This window comes from Paraburkholderia sacchari, assembly GCF_000785435.2.
Lineage (GTDB): Bacteria > Pseudomonadota > Gammaproteobacteria > Burkholderiales > Burkholderiaceae > Paraburkholderia > Paraburkholderia sacchari.
In genome coordinates this window covers 1,346,774-1,369,725 of record NZ_JTDB02000001.1, presented here as the reverse complement: position 1 = coordinate 1,369,725, position 22,952 = coordinate 1,346,774, and the positions used below count along the sequence as shown (strand labels likewise).

Genomic DNA, 22,952 nt, shown 5'->3' with positions numbered 1-22,952 from the left:
GGTATTGCAAATATTTCATATTGCGGAATGATGTCGCGTATGCCAGAAAAATCTGCGGCGACGCAGCATGAGGGAATTGCATATAGGCGAATGTGATTTCACATTGCAATATAATTTATGCATCTCATTGATTTTAATGAATTTTATTTCCTGCAACTTCCAGCGGGCAGGAAGCCGCGAACGATATTTATCCCAGTACGCTTTATCCATGGCGAACGTTCGCGCGTTCCGGAATTTTCCAAACCTGTGGAGAGACAAGATGGTGCACGTTTATATAGAACCCGTGCCGAAGGGACAGTGGGGCCCTATTGATGGATACCGCATTGAAACCCAGGATGGGACGAAGCTTTCGGGAGAACTGCTCCGCTCCGAGCGACTGGCGGTGAACGAAGCAAGGCTGCATGGCTACGTGCCGCTGCTTGCGACGGTGCGCATACCGGACAAGGCCGTTGCGGAGCACTGGAAGCCCGCCGGTAAAACGCTCGTATCGGTTTGATATCGATGCGGATACGGCATACTCGCGCGCACTTTCCGCCCGCATGGGCGCAAAGTGCGCGTTCGAAGTGTCGAAGTGCCGTTTCGTGTTAGCCCACGTTTTTCATGCCACTACGTTGGGACCTCCGCGATCGCCTCAGTCCAGGCCGCCCTGGCTGGCGGCGAAGACGGCTCGCGCGCGAGGTCTACGGAGTGGCGCTGTCCGGCGACGACGGCGGTGAGGCGCTCGTGCATGAGCTGTTTGCGCAGCTTTGCGAGCGTTATCCGCCGTTGAAGGTCGCCTCGTGCGAGCGAATCAAGGAGCGATGAGATGGCCCGAGTGCTCGACTACGCGCGGTGAAGCGCAGATGACTCCGACCGGGGCGATGCAGCGTTGTGGCACGTCGATGCCGATCTGGCAGGCTGTTGCGTTCATCGAGAGCGCGTTCGCGCAGCGGGTTACACTCGCGACGCTCGCCAAGGACAGCGGGCCTGAGCGTGTCGCGCTTTCCGACGCTCGTTCGTGAGCAAGTCGGCATGTCGCCGCATCGATACTTGTGCCTCGTTCGGGTACGCCGTGCGCAGCAGATGCTGCGCGATGGCGTGCCGCCCTGCGAGGTGGCGGCAGAAGTCGGGTCTTCGACCAGAGCCATTTGGGACGCCATTTCCGGCGCACGCTGGGGGACGACGCCGGGGTATTATGTCGGGCGTTGCTCGAAAACGGTCGGTGGTTTAGACACCGATCAGCCTTACGATTTCGCGCAGTGGCTAGCCACACTGTCGCGTCGGTCCTGATGGTCTATTGGGGCCGGCGCTCGGGCCGCCCGATTACATGTGCCCACTTACTTGATTATTCAGTTGCGCACGCAACGAAATCCCGCATAAACATACTGATAGTGCGGCTGAAACCAGTTGCGGAACGTAGGACGGATCATGCAGCCCGCGGTGCGCGCGGAACCGCCTTTCATCGAATAATGCTGGCCGTCAAAGAAGTTCGCCGAATAACCTTCGTAGAACGGAAACGGCTCGAATCCGGGCAGCGGGCCGAATGGCGTCGAAGTCCATTCCCAGCCGTTGCCGTATAGCCCTTCCACACCCCACGTGCTCGCGCTGTCCGGTGTCGCATCCACAGCAACGGGGTTCCAGCTCCGGAAGTCGAAATTGTCGGTGGCGCCTGGCAGTGCGCCGTGCGCCGCGCGCTGCCATTCGGCCTCGGTCGGCAGCCGTGCGCCGCGCCAGCGCGCGAAGGCGCTGGCTTCCGCCTGGCTCACATAGACCGGCCATGCGAGCGGTAGTGCGATATCCTCGAACATGGTGCGCAGACGCCAGCCGTCGTCGGCGCGGACCCAGAAGACCGGATGTTCGATGCCTTCGGTTTCCTGCCACGCCCAATCGGCGTCATTCCACAACGCCTTGCGCCGATAGCCGCCATCGGCGATGAATTCGAGCCAGGCACCGTTGGTCACCATAAAGCGGTCGATCTCGAACGCGGCCACCTCCACCTGTTCTTCGCCGAACTCGTTGTCCCAGCCGAAGACGCCGCGCTCATGCGTCATGCCGAGTTCGGTGCGGCCTGCCGGAACGCTCATCATCGACGGCGTCGCAACATAGAGGTGATCGGCGATGTCGCGTGCCGAGGCGGGGGCGAGCTTCTGTGCGAACGGCAACTGATGAAGCATGTAAGAGAGCGTTTCAACATGCATCAGGCGATGCTCGATGGCCACGTTCAGCAATTGGGCGCCGGTATCGTGCTGGGAGACAGTGGCCGGCAAGTCGAGCGTGGCGAGCTGCGCATCGATGCGGGCGCGGGCGTCGCGAGCATAGTCGCGCACTTCGGCAAGGCTGGGCCAGTCGGCGGGCGTGTCGGTGGGCAGCGCGCCATCGACGGGGTCGATGCCGAACGCGAACAACTGGTCCAGACGTGGATCGGCGGACGGCAGGTCGAACAGGCGTTTGTCGAACAGATTACGGTCGAACGCTTCGAGATGGCCGATGTAAAACACGATGCGGTGGCGCTCGCGAATCGGGCGTTCGTAGAGGAATTCGGGCTTGACGACGGCAAAGAGCGCGTCGCTGGCGGAGCGTGCCTGGGCGAGTCGTGCGACGAGTGTGGGCGGGGACGGGAGCTGCATTGCGGCGAGTCTCCTGATTGGGGCGGTGAACGAACTTTACCGCTGCGCAGGAGCCGTGCCAACGCTGTTACGCGCCGCCGGGCGGGATTGCGTGAATGGGGGATTCGAGAGACACACAAGACCGCGCGCCGCCAGCAGGGGCGGCGCACGCGAGGGCCTCTCGTTTACAAATGGCGCAGGCCTTCGATGTCGATGATGCGGATGAGCTTGCCCTGTGTGTCGATCAGTCCGCGCTTTTGAAATCTTGACAGGGTTCGGCTGACCGTTTCGAGCGTCATGCCGAGATAGCTGCCCATGTCCTCACGCGTCATGCGCAGGTTGAACTCGGCGTACGAATAGCCGCGCTGGCCGTTGCGCTCGGAGACGTCGAGCAGGAAGGCCGCCACGCGTTCGTCGGCGGACAGCGAACCCAGCACCATCATCTGCGACGATTCGCGGATGAGTTGCTCGCTCATGAGCCGGTGCAGGCGGTCCTGCATGGCGCCGGTTTCGCGGCAGAGGTGCTTGAGCGCCGAATAGGGGATGATGCACACCGAGCTGTCTTCGAGCGCCACCGCGCTGCAAGTGTGGAAGTCGGTGCTGATGCCGTCGATACCCAGCGGGTCGCCGGCGAGGCGCAGGCCCGTGACCTGCTCGCGGCCGTCGCGGTGCGCCATGACGGTTTTCAGCGATCCGGAACGAACCGCATAGAGCGTGTCGAACGGGTCGCCGGCGCGATAGAGCGCTTCGCCGCGCCGTATGCTGCGCGCATTGCAGATAAGCGCTTCGAGCTTCGGCAGATCGTCGGGTGCAAGCCCTTGAGGCATGCACAGATGACGCATTGCGCAACTGGAGCAACGCGCGGAAGTACGCGGGCTCGCAGGAGAATTACGACTGGCACGGCGCACAGTGTGCGACACGACGGTAGGGGTCAGCATTGGCTTGCTCCTGTAATCGATTTTGGGAGCATTGTCACACCGCGCTTAAATCTTAAAATGGCGGCAAAACGCCGCGCATATGAGATAGATCCGCTTGCGCCTTGTCAGAAGCCGGTTTCGCGGCAAGTGATCAGGCTCAAGCGGATTCAAAAAGGTGGGAATTCGAGCGTTATCTTTTAATTCTTGGCCATTCGGCGCTTCTTATCCGGATGGTTAGCCGAACGGCTATCAGATGGCTATTCGGCATCCGTAGCGGACACACCAGCGGCAGAAGGAATCAACAGGACCGGCAGGGTCGATTGGCGCACGCAGCGCTCGGCCACGCTGCCGAGAATCAGCCGCTGAAAACCGCGCCGCCCGTGCGTGCCCATCACGATCAGGTCGGCGCCGTTCGCCTTCGCCGCATTGAGCACGAGCGTGGGCACGTCCTCGAGCGAGGACGCCTCGCCGGTCAACATTTCGCCTTGCACGCCGCGCTCGCGCAGCACCTTGTTCATGTGGTCCGCGAGTTCCTTGCCCTGAGCGATCATCTGATTGCGCAGGATGGACGGATCGTAGCCCGGCGCATCGAAATACATCGGCGTGTTTTCGATTACGTAGAACGGTTGCAGCGTCGAACCCATTGCCTTCGCCAGTTCGAGCGCGGCGTCGAATGCGCGGCGCGACGTTTCGCTGCCGTCGACCGCAACCAGAATGCGTTGATACATGGAGCCTCCGCTAGTGTGGAATTGCACGGATTCGGGCAATGCCCGACCGTGATCTTGTGCTGTGTTTAGCCAACTGTAAAAAGCTTAAATGATTGCTCAGAAAATTGCAGTGCCGCAGTATGAAAAATGGAATGTGCTAGAAGGAATATCAAAAAAATCGCGTCGGAATGTGGCGTGTTGCCGTCTCGGACTGCTTCGGCGCTGTCGGTATGCAGGATGTAGGACGGTGACTTGCTTGGCACGAACATCGTGGCGACGATCGTGAGGCATCGCTATGCGACGGGCGTCGGAGACGCGCTCGCAGTACTGGGCTGGGGCGCCCGGCGCCGCGCGCTGGCAGCCGCAGCTCGCGGATCTGCGGTGCTGATCGACTCCGGCCAGCGCGCCGATAGCCTTACATGAAGGCTGTGCGTGCGCTGCATCGCCCCAGGGATTTGGATGGCGGCTCGCTGACTGCAACGGCGTTGGCCGCCCTTGGCGTTATTTGTCAGACAAAATAAAAAATCGTCTGGCCCGATGCCGTGAGTCGTCGCGCAAAAAAGTGGGCGACAGGACGGCTGCGGGTCTCAGGCCGCGACGGCCATCGGTCCGAAAAGGGCGTTGCGGGTTTGCGCGCCCACTGAAATTTCCAACGCGACAGCGTTTTCCACGCCAATGCGCACGGGCGCGCCGAGCCGCGAAACTTCGATGCCGGTGCGGCGCAGCAGCCGCTCGATCGGCGTGGTGGTGACGGTCACATAGCGCGAAATGCCCATGCGGTCGGCAAACGAGACCAGCGAGTGGATCGCATGCATGGTGACGTCGGCAAAGCCGAACGCGTGGTCGTTGCCCGACTCGATGGCAAACCGGCTGAGTTCCCAGATATGCCGGCCGGCCGGCGCCGCCTGGCCGTGCAGCAGCTGCGGGAAGGTGTCGCGCAGCATGTTCGGCCCTTCGGTCGGCATCAGGCGCCAGCAGCCACGCACCTTGCCGTCATTGTCCTGGATCAACATATAGTGGGGCCCGAGCGCGTCGTACCCGTCGATTTCCATTCCAGCGATGGTGGGAATATCCCAGCCCATGCGGTCGCGAAACACGCGCGCGCGCAGCCGGTACATCTCATTGATATCTTCGTTGTCGAATTCCTGGCGTAGTCCGATCCGAATCGCAGCTTGCATGACAACTCTCCCGTGTGCGTGTGGAGGTAGCGGTATGGATCGAAGCTATGCGTTATGAATATAAAAAAACACCTATCAAGATAGGTAGGTGCGCGGGGAGTGTCAGTTCTGGAGAATGGCTGGGCGGCAGTCACTCATCAGGCATATCTCTGACACAGCGAGAATCAATATGGAACTTCTGGACAATCATCAATGGCAGGCGGGCGCGAACTCCTCTCACACCGGAGGGGACCTGTCGTCGGTAATCGACCGTGTCCTGATCATCGCGTATCGGAAGAAGAAGAAAGAGAGCCAGCGCCGCTTCTGGGCGCGGTTTGGCGTGACGCAGTCGCGCGGCAGCCGGTTCGAGTCGGGTGCGGAGATTCCGCCGCCGGTATCGATCCTGCTGGGGCTGTATTTCAACAAGACGATTTCGGACGGCGATCTGGGCCGTGCGGAGCGTGTGCTTCGCCGCACGGATGCGGCCATGCTTAGCCCGGGTCAATAAGACCCATCTGGGTTGCAATCACGGCTGCCGCACGCCGTGAATTTACGCCGAACTTCCCGCGAATGTTCTTCATGTGGAAGTTCACCACGGCCTCGGAGCAATTCAGGATGTGCGAAATTTCCCAAGTGGACTTGCCGAGCGCAGTCCACTTGAGGCATTCCTTTTCGCGCGGCGTGAGCTTGGGAATCAGCGACTGGGCGTGATCGTTCAGGTGCCGCTGGCTTGTGTCGAGCACGAGATCCCGCAGCAACACGAGATTCGGCAGCGCACGGTCCACGTCCTGCCAGAACGCGTCAGACGGACTGGCGTCGTTGACGAAGCACAGCATGCCCGCCTCCTGGCGCGGGCCATGGATTGGCAGTGTAATGCCGGCACGCAGCCCGTGCGAGCGGGCCTCTTCATACATCGATTGCTGCTGCTCGGTAGCAAATAATTCTGGTGACCAGATAAGCGGCGCCGAGCGCGTCGTGCAATGCGCGACCACCGGGTCGAAATACGCCATGCCGTGGTCGTTATAGGCCTGCCGCCAGACGTTGGAATAATTGGTCCGAATGAACGCGTCCTCGAGCCGCATGCCTGGGCGCGGCAGGATGGCCAGCATCACCTGGCCGAAACCCCATGAGGCGGCGAGCCGAGACACCGCCTCGAACCACGCCGCATCTTCGGGCGCGTCGAGCACGGATGACATCTGCTCAATGTAATGTAGAGGCACGTCAACACTCTCCATCGGCGGTGGGCCAGACCGCAAGCGGCGTCTGGGCAGGCTGCCGCCTTGCTTCTTGTGATGTAACAATTTATCACTAAATTCCGCCGGGCTCGTCTTTTTCTCCCCGCGGCAAAGGTCTTGCGCCATGGGTTTCCGCCTGCCCCTCGAGAGCAATCTCGTGCTTGTTCCTCAAACACAGAAAAAAACGTACCGATTTTTCGGCATAAAGATCAGTCGCACTGGGGCGCGGAATAGATTTTGGCATTTATTGCTTCATTTGATGAATGAGTTCGTCCGAATAGGTATAAAGCCGGGCAATATGTTTCGCGTGAACTTGAAAGATTGTTAATGCCTATGAACGCATTTTTGTGCGATCAGTATTGAATCGGCGCATACTGCGCATGAATTGTGCTAATTGCATGAATTTACGAACTCACGGGCGCATTGCTGCTCGCCTGGCGAGACGCGTCCGCCAGGCGTTTTAGTGCATGTAGTGCGAGTCAGGGTTTGCGGTGCAGCTCGACCACGCGCGTCGGGCGCATATGGTTGATGGCGAAGTGAATGCGTCCCGGGCTGCGGCGCTGGCCGGGCTCGCGCGGGTCGTCGAACTGCTCGCCTGGGCCGTACGCCAGCGGCTCGGCCATGCCCATGTCCACCGCCTCGAAGCCCGTTTCGAGCGCGAACGGCATGCGATGCGCGATGCTGCGGCTGTCGAAGCCCGCGAAACCGTCAGGCGCTTCCGGCACGCTATTGTCGAGCGACGCGTTGCTGGTCGTGACTTCGTCGGGGTGATTGCTGAGGTTGGAGTCGTTCATGGTGTGTCCTCCGTGGGATAGCCAATGAAGAACCAGATGCACCAATCAGATGCACCAAACTGCATCATGAGGTGTTCCAAACGCACCGGATGCGAACCCGGAATCCGGCGGAATTGCAAGTCTGTGCGCCAGGAGAACGCCTCCAGTGATCCAGATTTTTTTCGTTGGATCGGCGTATTTAGTGGGAGTATGATCCTCTTTCAACGAGTTGGCGCGCATAAGAAGTAACGGCTGAAGCGATAGCCGAGTTGTGGCTTTGCCGCACGATCCTGTACGCGCTCACAATAACGGACAAAGCAGTCAGGGGCGGATGAGACACATGCACTTCGACGCTGCATTCACGCATCGCGGTTATTTGCTCAATTGTGCGCCGGCGCGCGCCGGCGATGGCACGTATCAGCCTTATGTGGTGATCTCGCGCTCGAGCGACGGCGAACTCGTTGCCAATCGTTTTTTTCCAGCCGAATTGCGCTTTTCCGACGAAGCCGCCGCCATTGCCCATGCGCGCGACTGGGCGGTGCGCTGGATCGACGCGAGCAGCATCACGCTCTGAGGCGGCGCTTGCGGTGCCCGGCGGACTATCGCGAAAAGCGGTAATCTCTGGGGTCGATACACTTCCTGGCGGCGCCGTCCCGCAGCTTCATCATGTCCAATGCCGCTTACCCCGACTGGGGCCTCGAACAGATCGTCACCGATCTGCGCGCGTCGCGCGAAGAGCTTCACCGAACCCGCCATCCGCTCGGCATTCGCGAACTGCCGTCGCGTGACGGCGTGATCAACATTGTCGCCGGCCTGCGTGCCGTGCTGTTCCCCACGCACTATGGCGCCCCCGACCTGACGGACGAAAGCGTCGACTATTACGTCGGCCATACGCTCGAAAGCACGCTGCGCCTGCTTGCCGAGCAGATTCGCCGCGCGCTGCGCTTCCTGCCCGAAAACGCCGGGGCCGGCGACGAGGTGCTGCGCAAGCGCGCCTTCGACATTGCCCGCGAATTCGGTCACCAGCTCCCCGGCATTCGTGCGCTGCTCGTGAGCGACATTCAGGCCGCGTTCACGGGCGACCCCGCTGCGCAGCACATCACCGAAATCCTGCTTTGCTATCCCGGCGTCTGGGCCATGACGCATCATCGGCTTGCGCATGCATTGCACCGGCTCGGCGTGCCGCTACTCGCGCGTTTCATCAACGAAATCGCGCACTCGGCGACAGGCATCGACATTCACCCGGGCGCGCAGATCGGTCCGAGCTTCTTCATCGACCACGGCACGGGCGTCGTGATCGGCGAGACGGCGATCATCGGCGAGCGCGTGCGCGTGTACCAGGCGGTGACGCTGGGTGCGAAGAGCTTCGCGGCCGATCTCGACGGCACGCTCGTGAAGGGCAATGCGCGCCATCCGATCGTCGAGGACGACGTGGTGATCTACGCCGGCGCGACGATTCTGGGCCGCGTGACGATCGGGCGAGGCTCGGTAATCGGCGGCAATGTGTGGCTCACGCACAGCGTGCCGCCGGGCAGCAGCGTGCGCCAGGGCAAGATCCGCGAAATCGCCAGTGACAGCGGCGCGTCTTGAGGGACGCCGAAGAGCCACTGAACATCTGTCTGCGCTGGCCCGAGCGCGCCTCGGGCCTCAGTCAGGTATTGGGTACGCTCATCACGCCCGGATTGCCGACGATGGCCAGGAATTCGCGGCGTGTGGACGGGTCGCTGCGGAACGTGCCGAGCATGCGCGAGGTCACCATCGTCACGCCCGCCTTGTGCACGCCGCGCGTCGACATGCATTGATGTGCCGCTTCGAGAATCACGCCCACGCCCTTGGGCTGGAGTACCTCATTGAGCGTGTCGGCGATCTGCGCGGTCATCTTTTCCTGAATCTGCAGGCGCTTGGCGAAGGCGTCGACGAGCCGCGCGAGCTTCGAAATGCCCACCACGCGATGCTCGGGCAGATACGCCACGTGCGCGCGGCCGATAATCGGCACCATGTGGTGTTCGCAGTAGCTTTCGAAGCGGATGTCTTTCAGCACGATCATCTCGTCGTAACCGTCCACTTCCGAGAAGGTGCGCGACAGGATCTCGCGCGGGTCGTGGTCGTAGCCCGCGAAGAATTCTTCATAGGCGCGTACGACGCGCGCCGGCGTATCGATCAGCCCTTCGCGCGCGGGGTCGTCGCCGGCCCAGCGCAGCAGCACGCGCACGGCGTCTTCCGCCTGCTCGCGCGATGGCCGGCCCGCGCCGGTCTTCGGTTCTTTTGGGGTGTTTTCTTCGGTTTTCTTTGCATCGCTCATGCATCGGCTCCTGTTATGTGGGCCACGCCGCGGCGACGCGTTCCACCAGCGGCCATTGTTTCATGATTTGCGCGCATCGGTGCATGGCGGCGTGCGCTCCCATGCACCGATGCGCGCTTCTTCATTTGGGCCATTCGTCCATCGCGTCATTGAACAGTTCGGCCACCACGCGGCGCAGCCATTCGCCGCGCGGTGCATTGTGATACTTGCGATGCCAGTGCTGCTTGAGGTCGAAGCGGGGCAAGGGCAGCGGTGGCTCCACTAGCGCGATCGAGGCATGCTCCGAGACATAGGCGAAGCCGATTGCATGCGGCACCGTGGCAATCAGGTCGGTGCGCGTGAGAATGAACGGCAGGCTCATGAAGTGAGGGGTTTCGAGCACGGCGCGCCGGTGCAGGCGCTTCTTTTCCAGGAAGCGTTCGAGCACTTCCTGGCTGCGGCCCTCGGCGCGCACGACGGCATGCCCGAGTGCAAGAAACTGCTCGAGCGTCAGGGGCTTGCCGGCAAGCGGATGGTTGCTGCGTATCAGGCAGATGAACCGATGCGTGAAAAGGCGCTGCTGGAAAAAGTTGTTGCCACCGAGGTCGGGGAAGTAGCCGACGGCCAGATCGATGTCTCCCGATTCGAGGCCGCGCTCCACCTGGTTGTGCGGCAGCGAAACCGAGCGCAGATTCGCGTTGGGCGCCCGTTCGGCAAACACCTGCAACAGGCGCGGCAGGAACACGATCTCACCCACGTCCGAGAGCGCGATCGAAAACGTATGCGTGCTGGTGGCCGGGTCGAAGTCGTGGGCTTCGAGCATGCCTTTTTCGATACGGATGAGCGCGTCGCGCGCGGCCGGAATGAGGCCGAGCGCGCGCGGCGTAGGTTCCATGCCGTGCGAGGTGCGCACGAACAGGGGATCGCCGAAATATTCACGCAGTTTGCCAAGCGCCGTGCTCACGCGCGGCTGGCTCACGCCCAGCCGCTCGGCGGCGCGGCTCACGTTGCGGGTTTCGTCCATGGCGACGAGGTAGGGGATCAGATTGAGGTCGAGCTCTTGCATGGGGAGGGGCGTGCGTGGGCAGACAGATGCACTATATCGAAATCGAATAACCCCTAGTGCATGAATTCGAATGCGCGATACCCGCGCCTCGCCATGCATTCGACTGCCGCATCAGGAACTCCCGCCTTGACAAGTCCACATTTCGGCTCCGATAATGCGCTGAACGTTCGCTAAACGAATCAGTGTTCGTATATAGAACTTTTTTCGCGATCAAGTGGCGTGGGCTTTCCGCGGTGCGCATCGCTTTCAGGAACAGGCATGATCAACAAGATTTTCGATTCGCTTCAAGCCGCCGTCGCCGACGTGCACGACGGCGCCACGGTGATGATCGGCGGCTTCGGCACGGCCGGCATGCCCGCGGAACTGATCGACGCGCTGATCGCGCAAGGTGCGCGCGAGCTCACGATCGTGAACAACAACGCGGGCAATGGCGATACCGGGCTTGCCGCGCTGCTCAAGGCCAAACGGGTGCGCAAGATCATTTGCTCGTTCCCGCGCCAGACCGACTCGTATGTGTTCGACGCGCTTTACCGCGCCGGCGAAATCGAGCTCGAACTCGTGCCGCAGGGCAATCTGGCCGAGCGCATCCGCGCGGCGGGCGCCGGCATCGGCGGTTTCTTCACGCCCACGGGCTATGGCACGAAGCTGGCCGAAGGCAAGGAGACGCGCCTGATCGACGGCCGCCAGTACGTGCTGGAGTCGCCGCTGCATGCCGACTTCGCGCTCATCAAAGCCCATAAGGGCGATCGCTGGGGCAACCTGGTCTATCGCAAGACCGCGCGCAACTTCGGCCCGATCATGGCGAGCGCGGCCAAGGTCGCCATCGCGCAGGTTTCGGAGGTCGTCGAACTCGGCGCACTCGATCCCGAAAACATCGTGACGCCCGGCATTTTCGTGCAGCGCGTCGTAGAAGTGCCGCAGGCGGCGCATCAATCGCTGCAAGCCGGCCAGGCCGCCTGAGTGAGGAGTCAAGAAATGAAACGGTTGAATCGCGATGAAATGGCTCAACGCGTGGCTCAGGACATTCCTGAGGGCGCTTATGTGAATCTCGGCATTGGCGTGCCGACGCTGGTGGCCAACCACCTCGACCCGAGCAAGGAAATTTTCCTGCACAGCGAGAACGGTCTGCTCGGCATGGGCCCGGCCCCGGCGCCCGGCCAGGAAGACGACGAACTCATCAACGCGGGCAAGCAGCACGTCACGCTGCTGACAGGCGGCGCGTTTTTCCATCACGCGGATTCGTTCGCGATGATGCGCGGCGGCCATCTCGACTACTGCGTGCTCGGTGCGTTCCAGGTGTCGGTGAAGGGCGATCTCGCGAACTGGCACACCGGTGCACCCGACGCCATTCCGGCCGTGGGTGGCGCGATGGACCTCGCACTCGGCGCGAAGCAGGTGTTCGTCATGATGGAACTGCTCACGAAGCAGGGTGAAAGCAAGCTCGTGAGTGAATGCTCGTATCCGGTGACGGGCGTGGGCTGCGTGGGCCGCATCTATACCGACCTCGCCGCGTTCGACGTCACGCCCGAAGGCCTCGCCGTGCGCGAGATCTATTCCGACATCGACTTCGATGCGCTGCAAAAGCTTGCTGGCGTGTCGTTGATCGACGCGACGCAGAACCGCCGCGCGGCGTAAACTGCTGCAAAGCAGTTTATTGCATGAAGCCCCGCGTGGCGCGATCCCCGGCTGCACAGTGGCCGGGCGTCGCGCCATCTGTGTTTGCGCGCATCCCTATTCGATTCATTCCGGTCCATGATTGAACGTCTGACGAGCCTGATCTGCGGCACCGAGCCGATGAACGCCGTGTGGTCTCCCGCCGCTACGCTGCAGCGCATGCTCGACGTGGAGGCGGCGCTGGCGCGCGCATCGGCCGCGCATGGCGTGATTCCGCGTACGGCCATTGCGGCAATTGTCGCGGCGTGCGAAGCGAGCCAGCTCGATGCCGATGCGCTGGCGCGCGATGCCGCGATGGGCGGCAATCTGGCAATTCCGCTCGTCAAGCAACTGACCGCGCGCGTGAAGGCCGCCGATCCCGAAGCTGCCAAATACGTGCATTGGGGCGCGACGAGCCAGGACGTCATCGATACGGCGACCGTGCTGCAATTGCGCGATGCACTCGCACTGATCGAGACCGGCATCGACGCGACCTGCGCGAAGCTCGCCGACCTCGCGCGGGTGCATCGCGCAACGCCCGCAGTGGGGCGCACCTGGCTTCAGCAAGCGCTGCCGATAACGCTCGGCCTGAAGTTCGCGCAATGGCTCGATGCCATGCTGCGTCACGGCGAGCGCCTGGCAGCGTTGCGCGAACGCGCGCTCGTGCTGCAGTTCGGCGGCGCTGCGGGCACGCTCGCGAGCCTGCGCGAAGCGGCGCCGCAGGTGAGCGCGGAGCTCGCGAGGGAGCTCGGGCTTGCCGCGCCCGCGCTGCCCTGGCATACGCAACGCGACCGCATTGCCGAGGCCGCGTCCTTCTTCGGCATGCTGATCGGCACGCTCGGCAAAATCGCACGCGATATCTCGCTGCAGATGCAAACCGAGGTCGGCGAACTGGGCGAGCCCGCGGCGGCGGGCAAGGGCGGTTCTTCGACCATGCCGCACAAGCGCAATCCGGTGGGTTGTGCGGCAGTCCTTACGGCTGCCGCGCGCGCGCCGGGACTTGTCGCGACGGTTTTTGCGGGCATGGTGCAGGAGCACGAACGCGCGCTCGGCGGCTGGCAGGCCGAGTGGGATGCACTGCCGGATCTTGCGCGTCTCGCGGGCGGTGCGCTTGCGCAGATCGAGCAGATCGCAGGCGGCCTGGAAGTGCGGCCCGAACGCCTCGCCGCCAACCTGAGCGTCACGCACGGCCTGATCCTTGGCGAGGCGGTGATGCTCGCGCTCGGCGACCACATTGGCCGGCTCGATGCGCATCATCTAGTTGAGCACGCATCTAAAACGGCGGTGCAAACCGGGCGCACGCTTTATGACGTGCTCGCGGCCGATCCCGCCGTCACCCGACATCTGGACGAAGCGCGCCTGCGAGCGCTGCTCGATCCGGCCAATTATGTGGGGCAGGCGCATGCCTTTGTCGACGCGGTGCTCGCGTCGTACGCGCATCGCGTTTCCCATTCACCATCGCAGAATCATCAGGAGTAAACGCATGCCTCATGCAGCCGTCAACGACACCCAGTTGTTCTACCGCATCGACGGTGCGTGGAACACCACCGCGCCGTGGCTCGTTTTGTCGAATTCGCTCGGCAGCGACGTGTCGATGTGGACGCCCCAGCTTGCTGCATTCTCGAAGCATTTTCGCGTGCTGCGCTACGACACGCGCGGCCACGGGCATTCGGCGGCGCCGGCGGGCCCGTACACCATCGAGCAGTTGACCGGCGACGTGATCGGCCTGCTCGACCACCTCGGCATCGAACGCGCGCATTTTGCCGGCGTTTCGATGGGCGGCCTCACGGGCGTGGGTCTCGGCGCGCGCTTTGGCAATCGCATCAATCGCCTCGCACTGTGCAACACAGCGGCGAAGATCGGCACGCCCGAAGTGTGGCTGCCGCGCGCGGCGAAGGCACGCAATGAAGGCATGCGCGCGCTCGCCGACGCCGTGTTGCCGCGCTGGTACACGGCCGAATTCATGGCGCGCAATCCGCTCGTGATCGACCAGGCTCGCGACGTGTTCGTTCATACCGATGCCGATGGCTATGCTTCGAACTGCGAAGCGATCAACGCCGCCGACCTGCGTGGCGAGGCCGCGTCGATCAAGGCGCCGACGCTCGTGATCTCGGGCACTCACGACGTGGCTGCCACGCCCGCGCAAGGCCGCGAGCTCGCGGAGTCGGTGCCGGGCGCGCGCTACGTCGAACTGAACGCGTCGCACATTTCGAACGTCGAGCTGGCGGACGAATTCAACCAGACTGTGCTGGGCTTCCTGCTGGAGTCGAAATGAACGAAGACGAGCGCTACGAAGCGGGGATGAAGGTGCGTCGCGCGGTGCTGGGCGACGCGCACGTCGACCGTTCCATCGCCAATCGCAATGAAGTGACAGAGGAGTTCCAGAAGCTCATCACGCGCTACGCGTGGGGCGAGATCTGGACGCGCGAGGGCCTGCCGCGCCATACGCGCAGCCTGCTCACGATCGCCATGATGGTGGCCCTCAATCGCGGCGAGGAGCTGGCGCTCCATCTGCGTGCCGCGAAGAACAATGGCGTGACGCGCGACGAGATCAAGGAGGTCTTGCTGCAGACCGCCATTTACTGCGGCGTGCCTGCCGCCAATTCGGCGTTCCATCTTGCCGATCGCATCTTCCGCGAGCAGGACGGCGCGCCCTCTGGTGGCGCGCCCTCTGGCAGCGCGCAGGACTGATCCTGCATTGCGTGGCGCGCAGCACGCGCGCCACGTTTTCGTCTTTCACTCCTCGGCATTGAGTTCGGCCACGTAGCGCCGCAGCACCGCGAGCACGGCGGCGTCTTCGGCGCGGCTCGCTTCGTCGCTGGCCGATCCCGCATCGTCTTCTTCGCCTAGCAGCGCGGCCGGAGCCGCGAACGTGTCGACTTGGCGGCCATCGCGGAACACACGGATTTCATGCGTCGATGCGAGATATTCCGCTACCCAGTGGACGCCTTCGATATGCGCGCCCATACGGATCGGTGTCTTCATTGCTCTTCCTCCGGCCGCCTGCGAGCGGCATGGCAGTGTCGATAAACCAACGATACGCCGATGCCGCGCGCCGTGCGCGTGCGAGTGTGCATAGAAAAGCAAACTGAAAGCGTCGGGCGAAAAAAACGGCCCGCGAGCGTTTAGCTCCGGGCCGCCTGGCTGCGCGCACAGTTTGCGCGCGCGAATTGCCTTCGTTACTGGACGTTCGCCAGCACCTCGCGCACCGTGCCGAAGAGACGCTCGATCTCTTCCTCGGTGACGATGAGCGGCGGCGAGAACGCGAGAATATCGCCCGTGAAGCGGATCAGCACGCCCGCCTCGAAGCACTTCACGAACACTTCATAGGCCCGCGCGCCCGGCGCGCCGTCGCGCGAATCGAGCTCGATGCCCGCGACGAGGCCGAGATTGCGGATGTCCTTCACATGCTTCGCATCGCGCAGCGCGTGGGCTGCCGCTTCGAACTTCGGCGCGAGGCTGTGCGCGCGTTCGAAGAGCCCCTCGCGGCGGTAGAGGTCTTGCGTCGCGATCAGCGCTGCGGCAGCGAGCGGGTGCGCCGAATAGGTGTAGCCGTGGAACAGTTCGATGGCGCCCGGCGCGCCGCTGTTCACCACCGTGTCGTGGATCGTGCGGCTAACGGCGACGCCGCCCATCGGCACGGCCGCGTTGTTGATCGCCTTGGCCATCGTGATGATGTCGGGCGTCACGCCGAAATATTCGCTCGCCGTGGCCTTGCCGAGGCGGCCGAATGCCGTGATCACCTCGTCGAAGATCAGCACGATGCCGTGCTTCGTGCAGATGTCTCGCAGGCGTTGCAGATAGCCTTGCGGCGGGATCAGCACGCCGGTCGAACCCGCCACCGGCTCCACGATGACGGCCGCGATGGTCGACGCGTCGTGCAGCGCGACGATGCGTTCGAGGTCGTCGGCGAGGTGGGCGCCCCATGCGGGCTGGCCTTTCGAGAACGCGTTGTGTTCGAGGTCGTGCGTGTGCGGTAGATGATCGACGGCGGGCAGCAACTGGCCCGACCAGGTCTTGCGGTTGCCGCCGATGCCGCCCACCGAAATGCCGCCGAAGCCCACGCCGTGATAGCCGCGCTCGCGGCCGATCAGCTTGGTGCGCTGGCCTTCGCCGCGCGAGCGGTGGTAGGCGAGGGCGATCTTGAGCGCCGTGTCGACGGACTCCGAACCCGAGTTCGTGAAGAAGATGCGGTCGAGCCCGGCGGGCATGATGTCGGCGATGCGGCGCGCGGCTTCGAAGGCGAGCGGATGGCCCATCTGGAAGGTGGGCGCGTAGTCGAGCGTGCCGGCTTGCTGGGCGATGGCGGCGACGATTTCCTCGCGCGCATGGCCGGCGTTCACGCACCACAGACCTGCGCTGCCGTCGAGCACTTCACGGCCGTCGCTCGTGCGGTAGTACATGCCCCTGGCCGATTCGAGCAGGCGCGGCGCGGCCTTGTACTGGCGGTTGGCGGTGAACGGCATCCAGAACGACGACAGGTCGTCGATGACGGGGCGCGAAGTCATTGTTTCCTCCAGTGTCGACCGGGTTTGGCGCGTGAGCGCATGCTCCGGTTGCATGCAACAGGGTTGCGGTTGTGATTTCACTCACTCTAGCCTCCGGATTTGGACGACGGCATATACAGTCTCTATACTGCGCTGATAACCGTGCTGGACAATTTGCTGCAACTGTATTGGTCGGCATGCATGAACCTGCATCACCCACTTTCCCGATGATCGAACTCGAACTGCAACGCGGCCGCGCCGCTCCCACCACGCTCGTCGAGCAGATCGTGAACGGTTTTGCTCACGCGATCGAAGCGAATGCACTGCGCTCGGGCGCGCTGCTGCCTTCGGTGCGGCAACTGGCGCAATCGCATGCGCTTTCCACCTATACAGTGACCGAGGCGTACAACCGGCTCGTCTCGATGGGGCTCGTGGTGGCGCGGCGCGGCTCGGGCTACCGCGTGGCGCAGCGCGAGGCCGCGCCGCGCCCGAGCGCGGCGGCGTGGCAGCCGCCCACGCTCACGGCCAACTGGCTGCTCTCGGATGTGTTCGCCGACCATTCCGTGCCGATCAAGGCGGGCTGCGGCTGGATGCCGAGCGAGTGGATCAACGAGACGGGGCTGCACCACGCGCTGCGCGCGACGAGTCGAGTGCCGGCGGTGCGGCTGGGCGATTACGGGCACCCCTACGGCTTCGCGCCGCTGCGCGAGCGCATTGCCGCGCAACTGGACCGCCAGGGCCTGCCGGTGGAGGTCGGCAACGTGTTGCTTACGCAGGGCGCGACCCAGGGGCTCGATCTGATCGTGCGCACTTTGCTGCGTGCGGGCGACACGGTGCTGGTGGAGGATCCGGGCTACTGCAACTTATTGCAGATCCTCAAGCTCGCCGGGCTCACGGTGCATGGCGTGCCGCGCACACCGGCCGGGATCGATCTCGAAGTGCTGGAGCAGCAGGTGACGGCGCATCGGCCCAAGGCCATTTTCGTGAACACGACGCTGCAAAATCCTACCGGTGCAACGTACTCAATGGCGAATGCATTCCGCTTGCTGCAGATCGCCGAGCGCGAACGCATCTGGGTGGTGGAAGACGACGTGAGCCGCGAGCTCGCGCCGCCAGGCGCGCCGCTGCTGGCCGCGATGGAAGGGCTGCGCCGCGTGGTCTATGTGGGCGGCTTTTCGAAAACGGTGACGCCTTCGCTGCGCTGCGGCTACGTGGTCGCCGAGCGCGACGTCCTGCGCGAGCTGGCGCGCGCGAAGATGGCGGTGGGGCTCACTTCATCGGAGACGATCGAGCGCATCGTCGACAAGGTGCTGGTCGAAGGGCGTTATGCGCACCATGTCGAGATCGTGAACGAGCGCCTGAAGGCCGCGCATGCGACGCTGGAGGACCGGCTCGACGCGCTGGGTCTGGAACCGTTCTGCCGGCCGCGCGCGGGGCTGTTCATGTGGGTGCGCCTGCCGGTGGAGGCCGCGCGCGCCGGCGCGATCGCCACGGCGGCGCTGGCCGACGGCATCTGGCTCGCGCCAGGCTCCTATTTCCGCGCCGACGACGCGGCCAGCGCCTGGTTCCGCTTCAACGCGCCGTATTCGCTCGACGACGCGCTGTGGCGGTTCATCGAGCGGGTGGGTGCTCACGCGTCGTGAAGCGCGGCCGTCCCGCGCGGCACATCCGTCGCAGATCCTAGATCGTCCCGAATAACGCCCGTGGCCGGTCGCGCAGCGTGCGCGCGAGAATCTGCAAGGCGCGGGCCAGTTCTTCACGCGAACTCGCGCACGCGAGGTTGATCCGTACGCCGTGCTCGGTGGTCGAGCGATCGACCGCAAACGCCGATGCCGGCATCGTGCTCACGCCGCGCGCCTGCGCGTTGGCGGCGAAATCGTCAGATCGCCAAGGCTCGGGCACGCGCAACCAGACGAACATGCACGCGGGGTCGCTGTTGAGCAGTTCCTGCGGCAGCAGCTCGCGCGCGAGCGCCTGGCGCGCCTGAAGCTCCACACGCTGCGCCTCCAGAATGACTTGTGCGGTCCCGTCCTCGATCCAGCGCGTGGCGATGAGCGTCGAGAGCGGCGCGGGCATCCACGCGGTCGTGCGCACGGCTTCGGCGGCCAGCGCAGCGCCGTGCGGCGGCGTCAGCAGATAGCCGATGCGCAGCCCCGGCGCCAGGACCTTCGAGGTGGACGCGATATGGTAGGTCAGCTCGGGGCACAGGCTCGCGATGGTCGGCAGGCGCTTGCGCAGGAGCGGCCCGTAGACGTCGTCTTCGATGATGGCCACGTGATGCCGCCGCGCGATCTCCGCGAGCGCGAGCCTGCGTTCGAGGCTCATCGTGACGACGCTCGGGTTCTGCAGATTCGGCACGGTAAAGATGGCCTTGACGCGCATGCGCTTGCACGCGTCTTCCAGATGCTCGGGCAACAGCCCGTCGGCGTCGCTCGGGATGCCGACGAGTTCGAACTGGAACGCCGGCGCGAGCGCCTTGAGACCGTAGTAGGTGAGTTGGTCCGAGAGAATCACGCCGTCGTGGCCCATCAGGCTGCTCAGGACGGCGTAGAGCCCGTGCTGCGCGCCGCTCGTGACGACGAGATTCTCGGCCGAAGGCGTGAAGCCGGGCGCGGCGATCCATTTGGCGCCCGCCGCGCGCGCCCATTCGGGACCTTGCGGCGGCTGGTACTCCTGAGTTTCGGCAAAACGCGGGTCGCGCGAAATGACGGACATCGTGCGCGCGAGCTGCGTGAGAAATTCGCCAGTCGCGGGGCGGTTGACCGTCAGGTCGATCACGCCGTTCGTGCCTTCGCCCGAGGCTTGCGCATTGCGCTGCGAACTCGCCTGCACGGCCGGCATCGCGCCGCCGGTGACGATCGAGCCGCGCCGCTTGCTCGCGACGATCAGGCCGCGGGCCTGGAGCTCCTTGTAGGCGCGCGAAACAGTCGACACGTTGATGCCCAGCTCGATCGCCAGATCGCGTTGCGGCGGCAGCCGGCTGCCGGGCGGGTAGTGTCCGCTGCGGACCTGCTCCTCGAGATTGCGCGATACCTCGAGGTAGGTGGCCTGACGCCCTTTTGTATGGATGCCGCTCTCAGGTTTTGTCTGGTTTTTGTCCACTTTCATTCAAATAATAACTCCATACAAAACTCGGCGTCCCGCCACTGTCAGCTGCCGATGCTCGTCCTACGAGAACCTTGCTGCATCTTAAATCCAATATCCTTCCGTGTGGGAACGGATTTTCCTGACTTTTGACCGACTGGCGGGAGTGGCGCCAGGGAAATTCCTGATCTCCACACAAAGATATTTCAATTGCACACAAAAAACTATTGTGTGAGTATGAATCCACAGTTTTGTTTGGACACGGATGCAGTGCAACACGCACTGTAGTACATGAGGAGATGCTCGTGGCAATTTTGCAATCCACGTCGCCGTCCGGCGAACAATCCACCCAGCTCGGCCATTCGCTGCGCAAGCGGCACGTGACCATGATCTCGCTCGGCGGCATCATCGGCGCGGGGCTATTCGTCGGCAGCAGCGCCACCATCAGCGCCATGGGGCCAGCGGCGTGCCTGAGCTATCTGCTCGCCGGCATCGTCGTGCTGTTCGTGATGCGCATGCTCGGCGAGATGGCCCTCGCGCATCCGGGCGTGGGCTCGTTCACCGAGTTCACGCGGCTGGGTCTGGGCGACTGGGCCGGCTTCACGAACGGCTGGCTCTACTGGTACTTTTGGGTGATCGTGGTCGCCGTCGAAGCAGTGGCGGGCGCCGGCATCCTGCAGCGCTGGATTCCGGCGCCGGTTTGGGTGATCGGGCTCGTGCTGCTCTCGGTAATGACGGCGGTGAACCTGCTGTCCGTCAAATCGTATGGTGAATTCGAGTACTGGTTCGCGTCGATCAAGGTCGCGGCCATCATCGTTTTCATCGTGGTGGGCGCGAGCTATCTGTTCGGCTTCAGCTCGTGGCACCAGACAGCGGCGCATCTCTCGGGAGACCGCGGCTTCATGCCATTTGGCGCCATGTCGATTTTCGCGGGCGTGCCCACGGTGATCTTCGCGGTGGGCGGCGCGGAAATCGCCACGATCGCGGCGTCCGAGTCCGACGATCCCAGCCGCAACGTGGCCTCGATGACGCGCTCGGTCATCTTGCGCGTCATCACCTTCTATGTGGGTTCGCTGTTCGTGATTGCCTGCATCGTGCCGTGGGCGCAGATCAAGGTCGGCTACTCGCCGTTCGTTGCCGCGCTCGAGACGATGCACATCCCCGGCGCCGCCGACATGATGAACGCGATTGTGCTTGTAGCCGTGCTCTCGGCACTCAATTCCGGGCTCTATGTTTCCTCGCGCATCGTGTTCCGGCTCGCCGAACGCGGCGACGCCCCGCGCGCGATGCTCAAGCTTTCGCCCACCCGCGTGCCGCGTCTCGCGGTGCTCGCGAGCAGCGTGGTGGGTTATGTGGCCATCGTCGCGGCCATCGTCTCGCCGCAAGGTGTATTTCTCTATCTCGTGAACGCCTCGGGCGCGGTGATGCTGTTCGTCTACCTCTCGATCGCGATCTCGCAGATCGTGCTGCGCCGCCGACTGGAGGCGCAAGCGCCCGAGCGACTCACGCTCAAGATGTGGCTGTTCCCGTGGTTGTCGTGGGCCGTGGCTGCGGCGATTGCGGGCGTGCTGATTGCGATGGGCTTCGACCACGCGCTCTCCAGTCAATTGATGGCGAGCCTCGCGAGTCTCGCGGTGGTGTCGCTCGCGTACATGGTGGCGCGCAGCCGCGCACGAATGCGCCACCCGCACGGCTTTGGTGAACCTGCAACGAACTGGAAGGAATAACCATGGCTCGAGTGGCTGTCATCGGCGCCGGATTCGTTGGACTTTCCTGTGCCTGGTGGCTCATGCGCGATGGGCACCGCGTCACGTTGTTCGACGCGCAGGGCCCGGGCGAGGGCGCGTCGTATGGCAATGCAGGCACGTTTGCAAACTACGCGTGCATTCCGGTCAACAACCCGGACGTGTTCCGCAATCTGCCGCGATTTTTGTTCTCCACGACAAGTCCCTTGCGGATTCGCTGGCGCGATACGCCCACGCTCGCGCCCTGGCTCGCGCGCTTCCTGCTCGCCGCCACATCGCGCCGCTACGAATCGAGCGCGAGGGCGCTCGCGCAAATGCTCGCGCGCGCGTTCGAGGGCTATCGCGAGATGCTCTCGGCAAACGGGCTTGGCGCATTCGTGCGTGAACGCGAATGCCTGTATCTGTACTCGAGCGCGGCCTCGTTCGAGGCCGCGCAACCGTCGCTCGCGCTGCGCCGCTCGCTCGGCGTGCAGTTCGACACGCTGGAGCGCGATGGGATCGGCCAACTCGAACCGCGTCTCGCGCCGCTGTTCGAGCGCGGCACGCTGTTCGGCGGAAGCTGGTTCTTGAGCGACCCGCGCGGTTTTCTGCGGATGCTGCATGCTTCGCTGCTCGAGCGCGGCATGGAATACAGGCAGGTGGAAATCGAGTCGATCGCAACCGACGCGCGTGCAGTCAAGCTGATGGATGTTGCAGGTGCCGCGCACGACGCCGAGCGCGCGATCGTCTGTGCGGGTTCGCGCTCGGGGCGCTTCGCACGGCAATGCGGCGACGCCGTGCCGCTTGGCACCGAGCGTGGCTATCACGTGCGCTTTCCGGGCACCTCGGGGCTGATCTCGCGGCCATGCGGCTGGGCCGAGCGCGGTTTCTACATGACGCCGATGGAAGGCGGCATTCGCGCGGCGGGCACGGTCGAGCTGGCCAGCCACGAAGCGGGCAAGAACGCCAATCTGCTCAGGCTGCTCACGAAGTCGGCGCAGGCGGCGCTGCCTGGCCTGCCCGAACCGGACAGCGACTGGCTCGGCTTTCGTCCGAGCCTGCCGGACGGCTTGCCGGTCGTGGGGCCGTCCAGCCGCACGCCCAACGTGATCTATGCGTTCGGCCACCAGCATCTTGGCCTGACGCTTGGCGGCGTGACCGGCAGCGTGGTCGCCGACCTCGTTGCGTGCCGCGAGAGTCCACTCGATCTCGCGCCCTATAGTCCTCGGCGTTTTTAATCAGTTTTTCTAACGATTTTCTTCAACCACCGCTACAGTCTTCAG

General features: G+C 63.7%; 23 protein-coding genes and 1 pseudogene. 13 read left to right on the top strand and 11 right to left on the bottom strand.

Annotation, left to right across the window (positions count from 1 at the left end; all coding sequences use genetic code 11):
• The first annotated feature begins 67 nt into the window (after positions 1-67).
• Entirely contained in the window at positions 68-496 is a 429-nt protein-coding gene (locus NH14_RS33395; protein ID WP_237179516.1) for a hypothetical protein, read from the top strand.
• 364 nt (positions 497-860) lie between these two features.
• Positions 861-1,157: pseudogene (locus tag NH14_RS06090) on the top strand (helix-turn-helix domain-containing protein); the annotation flags it as partial.
• 171 nt (positions 1,158-1,328) lie between these two features.
• On the opposite strand, the gene NH14_RS06085 reads toward NH14_RS06090, so the two are convergent.
• The 4 genes from NH14_RS06085 to NH14_RS06070 form a co-directional block, all read right to left on the bottom strand.
• Complete coding sequence (locus NH14_RS06085) at positions 1,329-2,606, bottom strand: SUMF1/EgtB/PvdO family nonheme iron enzyme (protein WP_035529072.1); 1,278 nt, start codon at positions 2,604-2,606, stop codon at positions 1,329-1,331.
• 164 nt (positions 2,607-2,770) lie between these two features.
• Complete coding sequence (locus NH14_RS06080; RefSeq protein ID WP_084225635.1) at positions 2,771-3,523, bottom strand: helix-turn-helix domain-containing protein; 753 nt, start codon at positions 3,521-3,523, stop codon at positions 2,771-2,773.
• Between the two features lie 236 nt (positions 3,524-3,759).
• Positions 3,760-4,230 carry a universal stress protein gene (locus tag NH14_RS06075; protein ID WP_035529068.1) on the bottom strand — a complete coding sequence of 157 codons (471 nt, stop codon included), beginning with the start codon at positions 4,228-4,230 and terminating at the stop codon, positions 3,760-3,762.
• 566 nt (positions 4,231-4,796) lie between these two features.
• Positions 4,797-5,387 carry an acyl-homoserine-lactone synthase gene (locus NH14_RS06070; RefSeq protein WP_035529066.1) on the bottom strand — a complete coding sequence of 197 codons (591 nt, stop codon included), beginning with the start codon at positions 5,385-5,387 and terminating at the stop codon, positions 4,797-4,799.
• 169 nt (positions 5,388-5,556) lie between these two features.
• On the opposite strand from NH14_RS06070, the gene NH14_RS06065 reads away from it, so the two are divergent.
• A complete protein-coding gene (locus tag NH14_RS06065; protein WP_035529064.1) occupies positions 5,557-5,874 on the top strand; it encodes a helix-turn-helix domain-containing protein in 318 nt (105 codons plus the stop codon).
• Here NH14_RS06065 and NH14_RS06060 read toward each other — a convergent pair.
• Together NH14_RS06060 and NH14_RS06055 are read right to left on the bottom strand one after the other, a co-directional pair.
• The gene (locus tag NH14_RS06060) at positions 5,858-6,562 is read right to left on the bottom strand and encodes a helix-turn-helix transcriptional regulator (protein WP_035529062.1); all 705 of its coding nucleotides are present in this window, start codon (positions 6,560-6,562) and stop codon (positions 5,858-5,860) included. The genes NH14_RS06065 and NH14_RS06060 overlap by 17 nt on opposite strands.
• A 518-nt stretch (positions 6,563-7,080) precedes the next feature.
• Positions 7,081-7,395, bottom strand: a complete 315-nt coding sequence (locus NH14_RS06055) for a DUF3005 domain-containing protein (RefSeq protein WP_052148178.1) — start codon at positions 7,393-7,395, stop codon at positions 7,081-7,083.
• 319 nt (positions 7,396-7,714) lie between these two features.
• Here NH14_RS06055 and NH14_RS06050 point away from each other — a divergent pair, with 319 nt between their 5' ends.
• Both NH14_RS06050 and epsC read left to right on the top strand, forming a co-directional pair.
• Positions 7,715-7,948, top strand: coding sequence for a hypothetical protein (locus NH14_RS06050; protein WP_035529061.1), 234 nt, complete (start codon positions 7,715-7,717; stop codon positions 7,946-7,948).
• A gap of 92 nt (positions 7,949-8,040) precedes the next feature.
• Positions 8,041-8,964, top strand: a complete 924-nt coding sequence (gene epsC / locus NH14_RS06045; protein ID WP_035529059.1) for a serine O-acetyltransferase EpsC — start codon at positions 8,041-8,043, stop codon at positions 8,962-8,964.
• A 61-nt stretch (positions 8,965-9,025) separates the two neighbouring features.
• On the opposite strand, the gene folE is transcribed toward epsC, so the two are convergent.
• Together folE and NH14_RS06035 are read right to left on the bottom strand one after the other, a co-directional pair.
• A complete protein-coding gene (gene folE, locus NH14_RS06040; protein WP_035529058.1) occupies positions 9,026-9,676 on the bottom strand; it encodes a GTP cyclohydrolase I FolE in 651 nt (216 codons plus the stop codon).
• 121 nt (positions 9,677-9,797) lie between these two features.
• Positions 9,798-10,721 carry a LysR family transcriptional regulator gene (locus NH14_RS06035; RefSeq protein ID WP_035529056.1) on the bottom strand — a complete coding sequence of 308 codons (924 nt, stop codon included), beginning with the start codon at positions 10,719-10,721 and terminating at the stop codon, positions 9,798-9,800.
• Between the two features lie 258 nt (positions 10,722-10,979).
• On the opposite strand from NH14_RS06035, the gene NH14_RS06030 reads away from it, so the two are divergent.
• The 5 genes from NH14_RS06030 to pcaC all read left to right on the top strand — a co-directional run bounded on the left by NH14_RS06030 (position 10,980) and on the right by pcaC (position 15,065).
• Positions 10,980-11,681 carry a 3-oxoacid CoA-transferase subunit A gene (locus NH14_RS06030; protein WP_035529054.1) on the top strand — a complete coding sequence of 234 codons (702 nt, stop codon included), beginning with the start codon at positions 10,980-10,982 and terminating at the stop codon, positions 11,679-11,681.
• Positions 11,682-11,696: 15 nt separating this feature from the next.
• Positions 11,697-12,356, top strand: a complete 660-nt coding sequence (locus tag NH14_RS06025; RefSeq protein ID WP_035529051.1) for a 3-oxoacid CoA-transferase subunit B — start codon at positions 11,697-11,699, stop codon at positions 12,354-12,356.
• Between the two features lie 117 nt (positions 12,357-12,473).
• Positions 12,474-13,853 (top strand): 3-carboxy-cis,cis-muconate cycloisomerase, encoded by a 1,380-nt coding sequence (locus NH14_RS06020; protein WP_035529049.1) that lies wholly within the window; start codon positions 12,474-12,476, stop codon positions 13,851-13,853.
• Between the two features lie 4 nt (positions 13,854-13,857).
• Entirely contained in the window at positions 13,858-14,649 is a 792-nt protein-coding gene (gene pcaD, locus NH14_RS06015) for a 3-oxoadipate enol-lactonase (protein ID WP_035529047.1), read from the top strand.
• Positions 14,646-15,065, top strand: coding sequence for a 4-carboxymuconolactone decarboxylase (gene pcaC / locus NH14_RS06010; protein ID WP_035529044.1), 420 nt, complete (start codon positions 14,646-14,648; stop codon positions 15,063-15,065). The genes pcaD and pcaC overlap by 4 nt, the downstream gene beginning before the upstream one ends.
• 45 nt (positions 15,066-15,110) lie before the next feature.
• Here pcaC and NH14_RS06005 read toward each other — a convergent pair whose 3' ends face one another.
• Together NH14_RS06005 and aptA are read right to left on the bottom strand one after the other, a co-directional pair.
• A complete protein-coding gene (locus NH14_RS06005) occupies positions 15,111-15,359 on the bottom strand; it encodes a hypothetical protein (RefSeq protein WP_035529041.1) in 249 nt (82 codons plus the stop codon).
• Between the two features lie 194 nt (positions 15,360-15,553).
• A complete protein-coding gene (aptA, locus tag NH14_RS06000) occupies positions 15,554-16,882 on the bottom strand; it encodes an omega-aminotransferase AptA (protein WP_035529036.1) in 1,329 nt (442 codons plus the stop codon).
• 206 nt (positions 16,883-17,088) lie between these two features.
• Between aptA and NH14_RS05995 the strand changes: the two genes are divergently transcribed.
• Positions 17,089-18,504: an aminotransferase-like domain-containing protein gene (locus tag NH14_RS05995; protein WP_035529034.1), complete on the top strand. Its 1,416-nt coding sequence runs from the start codon at positions 17,089-17,091 to the stop codon at positions 18,502-18,504.
• A gap of 37 nt (positions 18,505-18,541) precedes the next feature.
• On the opposite strand, the gene NH14_RS05990 is transcribed toward NH14_RS05995, so the two are convergent.
• The gene (locus NH14_RS05990) at positions 18,542-19,969 is read right to left on the bottom strand and encodes an aminotransferase-like domain-containing protein (protein ID WP_035529033.1); all 1,428 of its coding nucleotides are present in this window, start codon (positions 19,967-19,969) and stop codon (positions 18,542-18,544) included.
• A gap of 362 nt (positions 19,970-20,331) precedes the next feature.
• On the opposite strand from NH14_RS05990, the gene NH14_RS05985 reads away from it, so the two are divergent.
• Positions 20,332-21,672, top strand: a complete 1,341-nt coding sequence (locus tag NH14_RS05985) for an amino acid permease (protein ID WP_237179561.1) — start codon at positions 20,332-20,334, stop codon at positions 21,670-21,672.
• A 2-nt stretch (positions 21,673-21,674) separates the two neighbouring features.
• The gene (locus NH14_RS05980; protein ID WP_035529031.1) at positions 21,675-22,907 is read left to right on the top strand and encodes an NAD(P)/FAD-dependent oxidoreductase; all 1,233 of its coding nucleotides are present in this window, start codon (positions 21,675-21,677) and stop codon (positions 22,905-22,907) included.
• The last annotated feature ends 45 nt before the right edge of the window (positions 22,908-22,952 follow it).